This window comes from Citrobacter portucalensis (assembly GCF_023374935.1).
Lineage (GTDB): Bacteria > Pseudomonadota > Gammaproteobacteria > Enterobacterales > Enterobacteriaceae > Citrobacter > Citrobacter portucalensis.
Genome location: NZ_CP092466.1, coordinates 160,492 through 175,594 on the forward strand (window position 1 = coordinate 160,492; position 15,103 = coordinate 175,594).

General features: G+C 52.9%; 14 protein-coding genes. 3 read left to right on the top strand and 11 right to left on the bottom strand.

The features are described 5' to 3' along the window. Positions 1–23 precede the first annotated feature (23 nt). Together LY264_RS00780 and LY264_RS00785 are read right to left on the bottom strand one after the other, a co-directional pair. Positions 24–1,979 carry a glycoside hydrolase family 127 protein gene (locus LY264_RS00780; protein ID WP_048227308.1) on the bottom strand — a complete coding sequence of 652 codons (1,956 nt, stop codon included), beginning with the start codon at positions 1,977–1,979 and terminating at the stop codon, positions 24–26. A 10-nt stretch (positions 1,980–1,989) separates the two neighbouring features. Further along, entirely contained in the window at positions 1,990–3,390 is a 1,401-nt protein-coding gene (locus LY264_RS00785) for an MFS transporter (protein ID WP_008786444.1), read from the bottom strand. Positions 3,391–3,642: 252 nt separating this feature from the next. On the opposite strand from LY264_RS00785, the gene LY264_RS00790 reads away from it, so the two are divergent. Next, the gene (locus LY264_RS00790) at positions 3,643–4,458 is read left to right on the top strand and encodes a helix-turn-helix domain-containing protein (protein ID WP_003827350.1); all 816 of its coding nucleotides are present in this window, start codon (positions 3,643–3,645) and stop codon (positions 4,456–4,458) included. Positions 4,459–4,535: 77 nt separating this feature from the next. Here the strand turns inward: LY264_RS00790 and araD are convergent, their stop codons facing one another. The 8 genes from araD to yiaK form a co-directional block, all read right to left on the bottom strand. After that, positions 4,536–5,234, bottom strand: a complete 699-nt coding sequence (gene araD, locus LY264_RS00795; RefSeq protein WP_048227307.1) for an L-ribulose-5-phosphate 4-epimerase — start codon at positions 5,232–5,234, stop codon at positions 4,536–4,538. After that, positions 5,228–6,088, bottom strand: coding sequence for an L-ribulose-5-phosphate 3-epimerase (locus tag LY264_RS00800; RefSeq protein WP_048227306.1), 861 nt, complete (start codon positions 6,086–6,088; stop codon positions 5,228–5,230). The genes araD and LY264_RS00800 overlap by 7 nt, the downstream gene beginning before the upstream one ends. Then, positions 6,081–6,743 (bottom strand): 3-keto-L-gulonate-6-phosphate decarboxylase UlaD, encoded by a 663-nt coding sequence (gene ulaD / locus LY264_RS00805; protein WP_048227376.1) that lies wholly within the window; start codon positions 6,741–6,743, stop codon positions 6,081–6,083. Before ulaD ends, LY264_RS00800 begins: the two co-directional genes overlap by 8 nt. Continuing rightward, positions 6,743–8,245 carry an FGGY-family carbohydrate kinase gene (locus LY264_RS00810; RefSeq protein WP_249457476.1) on the bottom strand — a complete coding sequence of 501 codons (1,503 nt, stop codon included), beginning with the start codon at positions 8,243–8,245 and terminating at the stop codon, positions 6,743–6,745. Before LY264_RS00810 ends, ulaD begins: the two co-directional genes overlap by 1 nt. An 87-nt stretch (positions 8,246–8,332) precedes the next feature. Next, on the bottom strand, positions 8,333–9,652 hold the full coding sequence (locus LY264_RS00815; RefSeq protein ID WP_048227304.1) for an MFS transporter: 1,320 nt from the start codon (positions 9,650–9,652) through the stop codon (positions 8,333–8,335). Positions 9,653–9,683: 31 nt separating this feature from the next. Then, positions 9,684–10,616 (bottom strand): DUF4862 family protein, encoded by a 933-nt coding sequence (locus LY264_RS00820; RefSeq protein ID WP_048227303.1) that lies wholly within the window; start codon positions 10,614–10,616, stop codon positions 9,684–9,686. A gap of 14 nt (positions 10,617–10,630) precedes the next feature. Then, the gene (locus tag LY264_RS00825) at positions 10,631–11,095 is read right to left on the bottom strand and encodes a YhcH/YjgK/YiaL family protein (RefSeq protein WP_048227302.1); all 465 of its coding nucleotides are present in this window, start codon (positions 11,093–11,095) and stop codon (positions 10,631–10,633) included. An 11-nt stretch (positions 11,096–11,106) separates the two neighbouring features. Next, positions 11,107–12,105 carry a 3-dehydro-L-gulonate 2-dehydrogenase gene (gene yiaK, locus LY264_RS00830; RefSeq protein ID WP_003827358.1) on the bottom strand — a complete coding sequence of 333 codons (999 nt, stop codon included), beginning with the start codon at positions 12,103–12,105 and terminating at the stop codon, positions 11,107–11,109. A 217-nt stretch (positions 12,106–12,322) separates the two neighbouring features. Here yiaK and yiaJ point away from each other — a divergent pair, with 217 nt between their 5' ends. Both yiaJ and LY264_RS00840 read left to right on the top strand, forming a co-directional pair. Then, positions 12,323–13,138 carry an IclR family transcriptional regulator YiaJ gene (yiaJ, locus tag LY264_RS00835; RefSeq protein WP_003827359.1) on the top strand — a complete coding sequence of 272 codons (816 nt, stop codon included), beginning with the start codon at positions 12,323–12,325 and terminating at the stop codon, positions 13,136–13,138. Between the two features lie 105 nt (positions 13,139–13,243). Beyond that, positions 13,244–13,717: a 4Fe-4S dicluster domain-containing protein gene (locus LY264_RS00840; RefSeq protein ID WP_048227301.1), complete on the top strand. Its 474-nt coding sequence runs from the start codon at positions 13,244–13,246 to the stop codon at positions 13,715–13,717. Positions 13,718–13,751: 34 nt separating this feature from the next. Here LY264_RS00840 and avtA read toward each other — a convergent pair whose 3' ends face one another. Continuing rightward, positions 13,752–15,002 (bottom strand): valine--pyruvate transaminase, encoded by a 1,251-nt coding sequence (gene avtA / locus LY264_RS00845; protein WP_003837697.1) that lies wholly within the window; start codon positions 15,000–15,002, stop codon positions 13,752–13,754. Positions 15,003–15,103: the final 101 nt, after the last annotated feature.

Genomic DNA, 15,103 nt, shown 5'->3' on the forward strand with positions numbered 1-15,103 from the left:
AACCGCCGCCATCCGCCTTATTATTACTGCTCGTTTATCCAGATACGCATTTCGCCTTCACCACGGTTCGCCCAGCTAAACCACGGAATAAACGTCAATGTATGCGCCTGGCGCGAAGCTGGGGAAACATCGTAGTGCCACAACGATTGTTGTGCTGCATCGGCATTACTTTGCTTCACGCCTTCAGCCTGAATTAACATTTTATGGCTGAACAATCCCTTACCCTCGAATACTCTGAACTCACTCTCTTTTGGCAACCACAGGTTATGCAATTCCTCACCGTTATCGGCCTGCTCCAGGCAATACACCAGCGGTCCACGCTGAATGGCGACCTTACCGGCAACATGACGCACTAATGGATTTCCGTACACCCGACGCACCGGCATTGGCAGGGTCAGACTGAGCGTATCGCCTTCCTGCCAGGTTCGGCTGATGTGCAAATAGCCTTTACGAATATCCTGCTCAACTGGCTGACCATTCAGTAAAACCTGCGGCGCGGTGCACCAGTCTGGCAGGCGCAGGGCCAGGGTGTGATATATCGACTGCGGTGATTCGATGGCGATTTTCACCTGTTCATGCCATGGATAATCCCCGCTAATGCGCAGCTTGAGCGAGCCATCAGCCACCGGGACTTCCATGCTATTGCCCACGTACATATTGATATATAGCGCGTCCTGACGTGGTGTGTAGATGTAATGACCAATAGAGGTGAGTACGCGGGCGATATTCGGCGGGCAACAGGCGCAGCCAAACCAGCGCTGACGAACGGGTTTCACGTGATCATAAATATGATTGAATTTTAATGAGTTAGGATGTACTTCCAACGGGTTCACATAGAAGAAGTGCTTGCCATCGAGCGCCATCCCGCCCAATACAGTGTTATACAGGGCGCGCTCCATCACGTCGGCATACTGGCTGTCTGCCTCCATCTCCAGCATTCTGCGGGCGAACATCATTAGACCGATTGAGGCGCAGCTTTCCGCATACACGGAGTCGTTAGGCAGATCGTAATCGCTGCTAAACGCCTCGCCGCTGCTTTGTGAACCGATCCCGCCGGTAATGTACAACTGACGCTGGGCCATGTTTTTCCACAGACGCAGGCAATCCTGACGTTTGCCTTCGTCCTGACTCAAGCGTGCCAGATGCGCCACGCCGGTCATCAGATAAACAAAACGTACTGCATGACCGATCGCCGTTTGCTGTTCTGAAATGGGCTGATGAGCCTGGCTATAGGGTTTATCCTTCACCATCCATGCCGGGCCGTAAGTATGCCAGTAAGAGGTTTGGCCGCGCTTTTCGTACTCTTCGTCATAGAAATGGGGTTGCGCGCCGCGCTGTTCCACAAAGTAATTTACCAGCGCCATATAGCGTGGTTGCTGGGTCACTTCGTATAAGCGCATTAACGCCAGCTCAATTTCCGGATGTCCCGGATAGCCGCGCAGTTGATTCTCTCCGAGCCCGAAAATGTTGTCGATGTGGTCTGCCAGACGGCACACGACATCTAAAAGACGACGTTTTCCCGTCGCCTGAAAGAACGCGACGCCTGCTTCGATCAAATGACCTGCACAGTACAACTCATGACACTCGGCGAGGTTAGTCCAGCGTTCATCCGGGGCTTTCACTGTAAAGTATGTATTGAGATAGCCGTCTTCACACTGCGCAGCGGCCACCAACTCGATGACCTCATCTGCGGTTTTCTCAAGTTCCGCATCAGGTTTCTGGCACAGGGACCAGGCGACTGCCTCCAGCCATTTCGCTACGTCGCTATCCTGAAAAACCATGCCGTAAAATTCGCCATCCTGCAGTCCTGCGGCGATACGAAAGTTCTCTATCGCATGACTTGGTTCCGCCTCTGCAATGCGGTCATTCAGTGCATCCCACTGGTAGGGGATCACTACGTCACGCACCAACTGCTGATATTGTCCGAGGAACGGATCGCTGACGGTGAGCTTATGCAGGTCGACTTCCAGTACGTTCATTTCGTGCTCCTTAAGGCTGTACATGACGCTGACGCAGATCGGTGGCAATGCGCGACATCATCGGATTATTGAGTTTGCAGATGCGGATAGACAGCGCCAACAGCAGGTGGAACAGTGCGGGAAGTAGCGTCTCCATCGCGGTAATTCCTTGCAGCGAACTGGCGGTTTGGTTACCAGCGCCTGGCTGATAGGCGACAAAAATAAATAACAGGCTGATGATCCCCGCACTTGAGGCCCAGGCCAGCTTGATGAAAAACAGGTTGAAGGCGAAATTCATGCCGGAAGAACGCACGCCGGTTTTCCACTCGCCGTAATCGTCGGCAAAGGCCATCAGCGAGAAGTGCAGAGGCAGCGTAAAGCCCAGAATAATGCCGTTGCCGAGAATAACCGCCAGCCATAATGTTTGATAAGCCGGACCGGTCGGCAGGAACCACATCATCACTGCCAGGGCTGCCAGCACCAGGTTGGTGTAGTAATAGAGTTTGACGGTATCTATACGGCGGGTCAGCGGGCTGACAACCACTGAACCGATGATGGACGCAAAGGTCACCATGGTGAAAAACAGCGACGTGTAAGCTGTACTGCCTTCCAGCACGTAGGTAATGAAATACATGTACCCGCCGCCACGAATATTGAAGACGTTAATCAGCAGGAAAGACATCACCAGCATCAGCAGCAACTGGTCATTTTTGCGTAGCCCACCAATGTGTTCACGCAGGGTAAATTTCCCCATCATCGCCAGCGGCACACGCTCGCGAACCCAGAAGAAGCAGCACAGGAACATCACCACAGCGATGGCGCACAGGATGCCCACGCCGAACTGATAACCCTGCGCGGCATTGCCCTGACCCAGAATATCCACCATCCACGGCAGACCAACGGAGACAAGGAATCCCGCCACGCCGCACAGCACAAAGCGCCAGGACTGACAGGCGATCACCTCGTTATGGCGGGTCGTCATGGTGTTGATCAGCGCACAATACGGTACGTTGATGGCGGTATAGCCGACAGAGAGTAGTAGATAGGTGCCGAATGCCCAGGCGATTTTTACGCTCATGCTGGCGTCAGGGACGGTAAACGTGAGTACGCCAATGATGCCAATGGGAATTGCCACCCACAGCTGCCATGGGCGAAAACGCCCCCAGCGGCTTTGCGTGCGGTCGGCAAGTATGCCCATTATCGGATCGGAAATGGCATCAAATACGCGCAGGGCAATAAACAATGTGCCGACCAGCGCGGGCGTTAACCCGAAGACATCGGTGTAGAAAAATGTCAGGAAGTTCATGATCAGACAGGTAATTACCGTCCCGCCTGCATCGCCTAACCCATAACCTATTTTTTCACGCAGGGATAATTTGTCGTCCTGGGCACGCTGTGCCAAATCAGATGTCGTAATCGGAGCCGAAGTCATAAATAACTCCCGGAGAGGATGTTCAGAAAGTATCCCGCTACGTTGCGGGTTATTTGTTTGTAATTTGCAAAGTACGTTATTTATTCTGCACGAAATGTTTGGGTCAACAAGGGAAGAGAAAAGTATAAAAAGATGACAATTCCGACTTCATTATAAAAATGTGATTTCGATCCAGCGAAAAGCAAGTTTATCGTGAATAATCAATAATAAAGAGCAGTTTAAATAATGTAAAAAGCGGGAATTTGAATATATATGCTCGAATTATCCATGTCTCTTCCGATTAAAGTGCAAAATGGTGGGCTATTTATTTCCCGAGGTGTGGGAAGCCATCCGGCGCGGCAATTGCAATCCTGGGAAATCATCTTTGTCGAAAAAGGGACATTAACGATTCGCGAAGGCCAGACCGTTTTTTGCGTGAATGCTGGAGAAAGTTTGCTGTTATGGCCGCAGCGTTCGCATATTGGTGTGGGACAGTTTCCGGCTGATTTGAAATTTTACTGGCTACACTTTGAGGTGACAGCAGAAAACGATGCTTCACTTACAGAACCGTTGCTTGCGATTCCTCAGCATGCGCGGGTTAGCGAGCCACAATATATTATTTCGCTGTTTCGCCAGTTCTTACGCGAGCAGGAAAATATTCATCGCAGCGTTGCGCTGGAACTGATCCTACTGCTGATTTTGCAGCAAATCTCCGCGGCGGCTAGCGAGCAACCCGCAGATAGCCCCGGTAATGCGCTGGCATGGAAAGCGCAACAAATAATCCACACCCAGTTCCACCTGCCGATTAGTGCTTCAACTCTGGCGAAAGAGCTGCATTGCAATGCGGATTATCTGGGGCGTGTATTCCGTAGCGCTTTCCGGCTGACGCTAACTGAAGCATTGCATCGCCAGCGGGTAAGGGCAGCGGAAAAGTTGTTGATCAGTGACTCGCTGTCACTTACCGAAGTGGCGATTAAATGTGGATTTAATGATGTGGGTTACTTTCGCAAAATCTTTCGTAAGCATACCAGCCTGACGCCTGCGGCGTGGAAACGGCGCTACTGCAAAGAGCATATTAATTCGGCGTAAATGAGGATCGCCGGGTGGCGCTATGCTTACCCGGCCTACAAAATGACAGACCAGTGCAAGCACAGCGCCGCCGGACGTTAATTTTGCCCGTAATACGCATTCACACCGTGTTTACGCAGATAGTGTTTATCCAGCAACTCAGGCTGCATATCCGGCAACTGCGGAGCTAACTGGCGCGAGAAAAGCCCCATGTAGGCGCATTCTTCGAGTACCACTGCGTTATGTACGGCATCTGCGGCATCTTTACCCCAGGCAAACGGACCGTGTGAATGCACTAACACTGCCGGAACCTGCAGCGGATTGAGATCGCGTTGTTCAAAGGTCTGAATGATCACTTCACCGGTTTGATATTCATATTCACCATTGATTTCCTCAACGGTCATCAGCCGGGTACACGGAATAGAACCATAGAAATAATCGGCATGCGTGGTGCCCCATGCCGGGAGATCAAGACCCGCCTGCGACCAGATCGTCGCGTGGCGTGAGTGAGTATGGACGATCCCACCGATCTCATTGTAGCGGCGGTACAGCGCCAGATGGGTTGGTGTGTCTGAGGAGGGTTTTTTACTGCCTTCAACCACGTTGCCGCTGGCAATATCCACCACTACCATATCGTCGGCGGTCATCACGTCATATTCCACGCCGGACGGCTTAATCACCATCAGCTTACGCGTTTCATCCACAGCGCTGACGTTACCCCAGGTAAAGGTGACTAAACCATGAGCCGGAAGCGCCAGATTGGCCGCCAGCACATCGGCTTTCAGTTGTTCTAACATGGAAATCCTCCTTCCTGCATACGTGCTTCTATCCAGCGTCGTGCCTGGATAATTTCCAGTACCGGCTCTTTTGCTTTTTCAGTCCACATTTCAATCAGAAACGACCCGCGATAGTTCAGCTCATGCAGCGTTTTGAAGATACCAACAAAGTCCACGCACCCTTCGCCAAAGGGCACATCGCGAAACTGGCCCGGATGGGTTTCGGTTACTGGCAGTGTGTCTTTCAGATGGATAGCGGCGATACGGTCGATGCCCAGCGTCAGTTCGGCAGTGACGTCATTACCCCAAGCGCTGAGGTTGCCCACATCCGGGTAGACGGTGAACCACGGCGATGACAGCATTTCATCCCACTTTTTCCACTTGCTAATTGAGTTCATAAAAGCGGTATCCATGATTTCTACCGCCAGCATGACCTGCGCGGCGGCGGCTTGCTCGACTGCCCATGCCAGCCCTTCGGCAAAACGCTGCTGTGTACCTTCGTCATGTTCCTCGTAATAGACGTCGTAACCTGCCAGTTGAATAGTGCGAATACCGAGATCGCGCGCCAGACGAATGGCTTTGGTCATGATGTCGCGTGCCCGAACACGGACTGATTCATCGCGACTGCCAAAGGGAAACCGACGGTGGGCGGACAGGCACATTGAGGGGATTGCCACGCCGGTTTCTAACATTGCGCTCACCAGCGATGCACGCTGAGCAGGACTCCATTCAAGACGCGACAGACGTTCATCGGTTTCATCCACTGACATCTCGACGAAATCAAAACCACAGCTTTTCGCCAGCACCAGACGCTCCGGCCAGGAGAGGTCTTTCGCCAGCGCTTTTTCATAGATACCTAACGGATGATTACGCATACTGTGCTCCCCAGATAGCATCGATTTGCGTATGGAATTCAGCGGCAACCTGCGTTGGGTTTTGCGCCCCAGCCAGCGCGCGTCCGGCGATAAAGGCTTTGACGTTGATATCGCGAAACAGTGGCAGGTCGGCGGGCGTAATCCCGCCGGTAATCGACAACTCCAGACCGATATCGGAAAGCGCTTTCATGCGCGCCAGATCAGCTTCTCCCCATTGTTGTCCGCTGGCCTGAGCATCGCGGCCACGATGGTAAATTGCCTGGCGAACCCCAACGCGATACCAGTCACGGGCATCATCCAGCGTCCAGTTGCCGAACAGTTCCATCTGAATTTCGCCGCCACAGGACTGCGCGACGCCATGGCCTTTCTCTACCGTCGCCAGTGGGGCAGCGCAGATGATAGTCATCCAGTTAGCGCCAGCGCCAAACGCTTGCTGTGCGAGGGTTTCGCCCGCATCGGCTACCTTCCAGTCGGCAACGATGATTTTATTTGGACACTGGGTACGCAGCGCTTTCACGGCAGCCAGGCCTTCGGTTAAGCAGAGAATCGTCCCTGCCTCAACGATATCAACGCTTTCTTGTAGCAGTGCGACATCGTGTTGGGCCGCCTGCAGGTTGGTGTGGTCGAGCGCCAGTTGCAGTAATGGTCGACTCATCATTCGTGCTCCTTAATGCGGGCGTGATAGCCCTGTAGTGCGGTAATTAAATTCTGGTATTGGCGGTATTTACGCTGGTAGCTCGCATGCGCCGTAGCGTCTGGCAGCAGTGTGCGAACCGGGTGCTGTAAGCTGCGCTGCGCGTCACTGAAATTGTGATAAACACCGGTGCCTACGCGGGCGGCGAGCGCAGCGCCAAAGCAGCCAGTCTCTTCAATCTGTGGCAATTCGATACGTAAACCGCTGACGTCCGCCAGCATTTGCATCCAGATGTCGGAGTGGGCCGGACCTCCGGTGACGCGCAGGGTATGTGCCTGCGTAAAACGTTCGCGCATGCGGTTCAGGTGGGTCATATGGCTGAAAACCACGCCTTCGTAGATGGCCTGTAATAAGTGGGCACGAGTGTGTATAGCCTGCATGCCATAAAAGCCGCTGGTCATCTCCAGTCCGGCGTTGCTGCCGTACAAAAAGGGCAGAAACAAAAGCTCGCTACCGGCTTTCGGTAAGCTGGCAACGGCCTGATTAATCTCATCAAAAGAGAGTTCGCCCCACTGGGCGGTAAACCATTCCAGATTGCCTGAAGAAGTCGGGCTGGCTTCATGAACGATGTACTGCCCGTCATTTACATAGCGACCATAGACATAGGGATGGGGCTCGTGGTCGCGCAGGCCGTGAGCGATCCCGCTGGTGACGGCCCAGGTACCCATCACCGCGTTGAGGGTGCGTTCATCTTCGATACCGGCGCAGAGTGCGGTGGAAACCACATCAAACAGTCCGCCGACGACGGGGGTACCCGCCGCCAGACCGGTTATGGCGGTTGTCTGAGCGGTGATTTCCCCGCATATTTCTGCTGAACCAACGATGGGGGGCAGGGCATTGTCGATTTCACTGATGCCCAGCCACTGAGTCAGCCTCGGGTCGTACTGACCCGTGGTCATGTTGTAGAGGTTCGACTCGGAGATATTGCTCTCTTCACAGCCTTTGGCGCCGGTTAAGCACCAGCGCAGGTAGTCATGACCCATCATGACGCTACCAATTTGCGCGTAGCGCTGGGGGGCGTTCTCTTTCACCCAGCGCAGGAGCGATGCCGGATGCCCGGTCCACAATGTCTGGCGGGTGATCGGGTAGAGCTGCTCAGGTATCCCATCCTGCTGCCAGCGCTGAACGATTTCCATCGCGCGTCGGTCAGAAGAGAGAATGGCATTGCCTAGCGGCTTATCTTGTTTATCGAGAAGGAACAGACCTTTGCCCTGAGCGGATATACCGACGCCTTTGATTTGCTCACCGCACACGCCTGTGCGCTTTAACAGCCCGGCGATGGTCGCGACGCACTGTTGCCACAGTTGGTGCATATCGCGTTCGGCGTAACCTGGAAATGGCGATATTGTCTGCAGCGATTGCCGGTTAATTCCCTGCTCATGACCTTTGGCATCATACAAACCCGCTTTCAGATATGTACCGCCACAATCAATACCCAGCCAGAAGGTCGCTTTCTTACTCATCTTTGTTATCTCATTTTTGCCGGATGGCGCTGCGCTTATCCGGCCTACGACGGTTGCCCGGTAAGCGAAGCGCCACCGGGCATTGTTTTAAGCTGTACGTTTATGTGGATTCAGCGTCTTTAGCGGCGCGGCACCTGCATCGCATTTTGCTGGTAGCAACAGGGCCATCAGCGCGGCCAGAGCCAGTGAAATTGCCAGGCAATAAACGCCCGCATCTTTGCTGTACAGGGTGATGAGAACGCCGACCGCGTAAGGGCCGCAGAAGCCACCGAGGTTGCCGAGAGCGTTGATGACCCCACGTGCGCCACCGGCCATTTCCGCACTGAACAAACGCGCTGGAATAGTCCAGAACACGCCCGCAGCCGATTGCAGGAAGAATCCGCAGCCGACCAGCGCGGCATAAGCCAGCCAGACGTTATTTTTCAGCGCCACAGAGAGGAACATGCACAAGGCAAAGCCAATCAGCGGTAGGCAGACGAACAACTTGCGTTTACCGGTGCGGTCAGAGAGTGAAGAGAACAGGAACATCCCGGCAATTGCGCCGACGTATGGCAGAATGGCGAGCATGCCGACCTGTCCCATGTTGCTGTGAGTCAACTCTTTGAGGATGGTCGGCAGCCACAGGGTGTAACCGTAAATCCCGGTCTGATAGAAGAAGTTCAGCGCGATTAGCTGCCACATGGTTTTATCGGAAAGTACCGCACTCAGAGAGGCATTTTTGACCTCTGTTCCGGCAATGACTTTTTGCTCGGCGGCCAGGGTTTCTACCAGGTAATTTTTCTCCGCCTCAGAGATCCAGCGTGCTTCCTGCGGACGGTCGTAAACGGTATAGGCCCACAGCACCAGGACGACGACAGACAGTAAGCCTTCAATGATAAACAGCCAACGCCAGTCGAGTACGGTGATGATCCAGCCCGAGAGCGGGGCGGTAATGATCCCGGCAATCGGCACAAACATAATCACAATCGCATTGGCGCGACCGCGCTCGGCGTCGGGGAACCAGTTACTGATCATCGTCAGCACGACCGGCAGCATGCCGCCTTCAGCAACACCGAGTAAGAAACGCAAAACCAGCAGTTGATACTGATTCGTGATTAATCCCGTCAGAACGGAAATAACCGCCCAGGCAACCAGCGACCAGCCGATAAATTTCTTGCCGCTGCCGTGTACGGCAATTTTTCCGCCGGGAACCTGTAAAAACAGATAACCGATAAAGAAAATACCACCGGCCAGACCGGCCATGGTGGCGGAAATACCTAATTCTTCATCCATTCCGCCGGGCATCGCGAATGCGATATTGACGCGGTCCATATAAGAAATAATACAGGCGATAAGAATAGGTGGAATAATCCGTAGCCAGCGCTGACGGGGTATGTCTTGAAGTGTAGGGCGAGAGGTCATGTTCATATTAATATTCTCGTAGAGTAGTATTTTATTTTTATAGTTTTGCTTTATTTAATGCGGTGATACCGTCGCGCAATATCGCTACACGATGGTTCACATCTGCACTGGCATTTATTTCCAGCAATTTAATGCCAGAAAATTGCAATGGATCTGCTCCTGCGCAGGCGAATAATTCGCGGGCATGCTCTGTGGTCATTAGACCTTCTGGACAGAAAGGGGCAAACGGTGCATGTAAGTCCTGCCACTCGCCGTATTCCCCCGCAAGCGTGGTACCGGAAAACATCAGTGCGCCCAGTTTTCCAGCCCGTTTGGTCTGCTGCGTGTGGGTCAGCGGTAGGGTGAGGCTCCGCCCTTCAATGGCCGAGCGCGCCCAGTTAATGCACACGCTGATGTCATATCCGGCTATCGCGTCCAGCACGTTGTCTAACGGTAAAAATCCTTTGCGTGGCGCGGGGCCTGTCATGGCATCGCAATGTTCCAACACCAGATCGCAGGACCAGTCCCAGCGGGTAATTTCTTTCAGCGAACGAGCAAACGCGTCGGTGGCCTGAGCGACGTTCGGGTTGTCCGCCAGCGGAGCAGCATGCAACTCCAGTGCAATCACTTTTCCGCCGTTGGCCGCATTGATATGGTTGATTTTCTGCTGCAGATGACGGTAATACGCCACGCAGGCTTTACGCTGTTCTTCATCGCTGGAGGCCAGCCCGAAACCACCATTAATACCGCGACGGCGCATGGTTTCCATAATGGCCGTGACCACGATTTGCCAGTCGCCCGGCGTATGGCGTAATAACCATTCGTCGCCTAACGGGTGCAGATGTTCAAGACAGGGCTGCTCCAGTCCGCGAATATCCGGGGTATCGGAGAGTTGTCGCCAGAATTCCTTCTCTTCCTCTTCACTCTTTTGGTGAAATGAGGGTGCACAGGGGTACGCACCGATAATATAACCGGTAGTGTTAGCTTTCATTTTTTGTGCTCCTTTTATAAAACTGAAATAGCAACCTTCACGACTATTTTGCGGATCGGTGTGGCGACAGTTTTATGACATGCTGGACGATGAACATCCTGCGGGAAAAATATGGCGTAACTTCCCGGAATCATTTCAATAAAAGATTCATGTTCGCTGGCGTGATAAAAAATAATATCGCGCTGTTCTAATAGCGATTCGCTGATTTGATTATTCCCGGTATCAATGGCGATCCCGATTTTCTCTTCACCCCAGGCCAGAAACTGAATATCCAGATAGCGGCGATGCACCTCAGGACGATTTTCGGCAACGTCACGCGTGGTTAAATCAATAATTTGCGCGAAGATATTTTTACCGTCGATCTCCACCACGCCCGGCTCCAGTTTGCGAAAATCGGTGATGCGCAGAAAGTCGAGCGCCCTTTCAATCGCAGCAGGCAAATGGCATGGGTTAGGTTGAGCAATATGTCCGAAGATCATGGTGTTGCTCCTTACAGGGCCTGAATTTTTGCCCAGACGCTGTCGTCAACGGTGATACCGTTCCGGCGATTTTCTTCCAGTAGCTTCGTAAACTCGTGGCCCGGCAGACGGACAGGCGTGTTTTCATCTGCGCGTTCGGCGGTGGTGATGAAATCCATAATCCGCTGTAGCTTGGCATCACGGGTGGCGCCATCGATCAGCTTATCCACTTCAATGGCGATAAATATCTGTGAAACGCCATATTCATCGCTGTTATCCTGGGTGACTTCCGCAACGGAAGAGCCATCAGAAAGCAGGGTGGCAATCATATCCAGCACAATCGACAGACCTGAACCTTTCCAGTAACCCATTGGCAATATGCGGCGGTTTTTTTCGATAACGCCCGGCTCTTTGGTGAGATTGCCTTCATCATCAAAGCCACCGTCTACCGGCAGTTCGCGACCGGCCAGGCGATTCACTTCCAGCATGCCGTAGGAGAACATCGACATAGACATATCAACCATGGTGATTGGCGATGAGGGGATCGCGACGATCAGCGGGTTAGTGCCAATGCGGCACTCTTTCGAACCCCACGGCGGCATGACGGCAATCGAGTTAGTCCAGCAGATACCGATGTAACCTTTCTCCGCCGCCTGCCAGCCATAGCTGCCGCCACGCATCCAGTGGTTGGCGTTACGCAGTGCGACCAGGCCAATACCGTGATCGGAGGCCAGCTCAATGGCTCTGTCCATCATCTTTTTCGCCGTCAGATTGCCGATCGAACGCTGAGCATCCCATTGTTCAATCGCCCCCAGGCTGGTAATGCGTTGCGGTTTGGCCTCAGGAATGATGTCGCCGTTATCCAATTGCTGAATAAAACGAGGAAAACGATTCACACCGTGCGAATAAACGCCGGACTCGGTAGTGCGCGCAAACATTTCGGCACAGGCATCGGCGGTTTCAACGGCAATACCGCGTGCCAGCAGTACCCGATTGAACGCATCTTTCAACTGCTCAAAAGTGACTTTCATTCCTGTTTCCTTGTTTAAATTTGATCGCTTTTTTATCTCTAAATTTCACTATGCGAAATCTGATTTCAAATATAGCGATCAAATTTTGACAGATCAACGGGGTGGTCTATTTTTTAAAATCATCAAAATCAAATAGTTGTGTTTTTTCGGTTCAGATCGTGAACTGAAACACACTTTGCGCTACCATCAGAGCGCGACGAAAAGGGGAGCGGAAGCGATGGGCACAAAAGAGAGTGAAATGACGCAAGACAAAGAGAGGCCAGCCGGAAGTCAGAGCCTGTTCCGTGGTTTGATGTTGATTGAGATTCTGAGTAACTATCCGAATGGGTGCCCACTGGCCCATCTGTCTGAACTGGCCGGGCTGAACAAAAGTACTGTGCATCGACTCCTGCAAGGGCTGCAGTCCTGCGGATATGTCACGCCTGCACCTGCTGCGGGTAGCTATAGGCTGACCACCAAATTTATCGCCGTTGGGCAGAAGGCACTGTCGTCACTGAATATCATCCATGTTGCCGCGCCGCACCTCGAAGCGTTGAATATTGCTACTGGTGAAACAATCAACTTCTCCAGCCGTGAAGATGACCACGCGATTCTGATTTATAAGCTGGAACCGACGACGGGCATGCTGCGTACTCGCGCTTATATCGGTCAACATATGCCACTGTATTGCTCCGCGATGGGTAAAATTTACATGGCGTTTGGGCATGCGGATTATGTGAAATCTTACTGGGAGAGCCATCAGGATCTTATTCAGCCGCTGACCCGCAATACCATTACCGGTTTACCAGCGATGTACGACGAATTGGCGCAGATCCGCGAAAGCAGTATGGCGATGGATCGGGAAGAGAACGAATTGGGCGTTTCCTGTATTGCCGTGCCGGTGTTTGATATTCATGGTCGGGTGCCGTACGCGGTGTCAATTTCACTATCTACCTCGCGACTTAAGCAGATAGGGGAAAAAAATCTACTCAAGCCGCTACGGGAAACCGCGCAGGCGATTTCAAATGAGCTGGGTTTTACCGTTCGCGATTAAGGTTATTCAGTCACCTGACAAAATTTAACCGTTTCCCCTGTCCGATCAAAGCGCCAGGGGCGGTCTCTCTGGCACTCTGTGGTTTTCACGCAGGGGGAGGGGGCAATGAACGCGTTTATTATGGCGGATGCGGCAAAATGTATTGGATGTCGTACCTGCGAAGTTGCCTGCGTTGTCGCGCATCAGCAAAACCAGGACTGTGCTTCGGTCTCTTCTTCTGCGTTTATACCGCGGATTCGGGTCATCAAAGACGACGCCTTTACCACGGCGGTCGCCTGCCATCAATGCGAAGACGCTCCCTGTGCGAATGTTTGTCCAACTCACGCCATTCGTCGTGAACATGGGCATATCTTCGTTGAACAGGCACGTTGTATTGGTTGTAAAAGCTGTATGCTGGCCTGCCCGTTTGGGGCAATGAATGTCGTTGCCCGTTCGTCGCGGGCGCAGGCGATAAAATGCGATTTGTGCTGGCATCGCGAGACGGGGCCCGCGTGTGTCGAGGCCTGCCCGACCAGCGCGTTGCAGTGTATTGATGCCGTCAGTATTCAGCGCCAGCGCCTGCGTTCACAGCCGCTGTGAAGTGAGCCCGACCCGCACTTGGGTCGGGTTTGCGTTAGCCTTCCAGCCAGGCGCGTTCGATCTCTTCCGCCAGAATCTTCACGCCAGCTTCGATTTTCTCCGGCTCTGGCACGTAGTTCATCCGCATGCACTGATGGGTATGCGGCCAGGGTTTATCCAGCCCCGGGAAGAAGTAGTCACCAGGAACCATCAGTACGCCGCGCGCTTTCAGGCGCTGATACAACAGTTCTGTGGTGATCGGTAAATCTTTGAACCATAGCCACAGGAAAATCGCGCCTTCAGGTTTATGGATAAGGCAGCGATCTTCAGACAAGTAGCGGCGAATAATCGCAATCGTCTCCTGAACGCGCTGATAGTAAAACGGCTTGATAACCGTTTCGGACAGACGCAGCAGATCGTTACGTTTAATCATCTCGCACATCATCGCCGGTCCCATCCCGCCAGGTGCAAGGCTGATGATGCCGTTCATATTGGTAATCGCAGTGATGATTTTTTCATTCGCGATAATGATACCGCAGCGGGAACCTGGCAGACCCAGCTTGGAAAGGCTCATGCACAACACAATGTTGGGGTTCCACAGCGGGCGTGCTTCGCTAAAGATAATGCCAGGGAATGGTACGCCATAGGCGTTATCAATCACCAGCGGGATCCCATGCTGGTTGGCCAGCCGGTCCAGCTTCATCAGCTCGTCGTCGGTGATCACGTTGCCTGTCGGGTTAGTGGGGCGCGATACGCAGATCATCCCTGTCTCTTCACCGATGTGCAGGTGTTCAAAATCAACGTGATACTTAAACTGGCCTTCCGGTAGCAGCTCAATGTTCGGACGTGCTGAGACGAAGAGATCTTCTTCTAGCCCGGAATCGGCATAACCAATGTATTCCGGCGCTAACGGGAATAACACTTTTTGCGTTGTTCCGTCAGCGCGGCGTCCGGCGAACAAATTGAATAAGTAGAAAAACGCGCTCTGACTGCCATTTGTCAGTGCAATATTTTGTGGCTCGATATCCCAACCCTGCTTCTCACGTAGCAGTTTCGCCAGTTCAGACAGTAGCTCGGTTTTCCCTTGCGGACCGTCATAATTGCAAAGCGCATCAGTGGCTTTGCCGTTTGCCAGCATATCTGTCAGCAGAGACTGGAAGTAATTTTGCATCTCTGGAATTTGCGCCGGATTACCACCGCCGAGCATGATGGCGCCTGGGGTGCGTAAACCGTCGTTGAGGTCCTCCATCAGGCGGGTGATGCCTGAATGGCGGGTAAATTTGTCGCCAAAAAGTGAGAATGTCATAGCAGGGGGTCTGTCGAACTGAGTAGTAAAGTGGCTAACCATAGCGCTACCTATGGCAGGGTGCAAATCAGGGGGGACGAGCTAGATTGATGTTTTGTGCT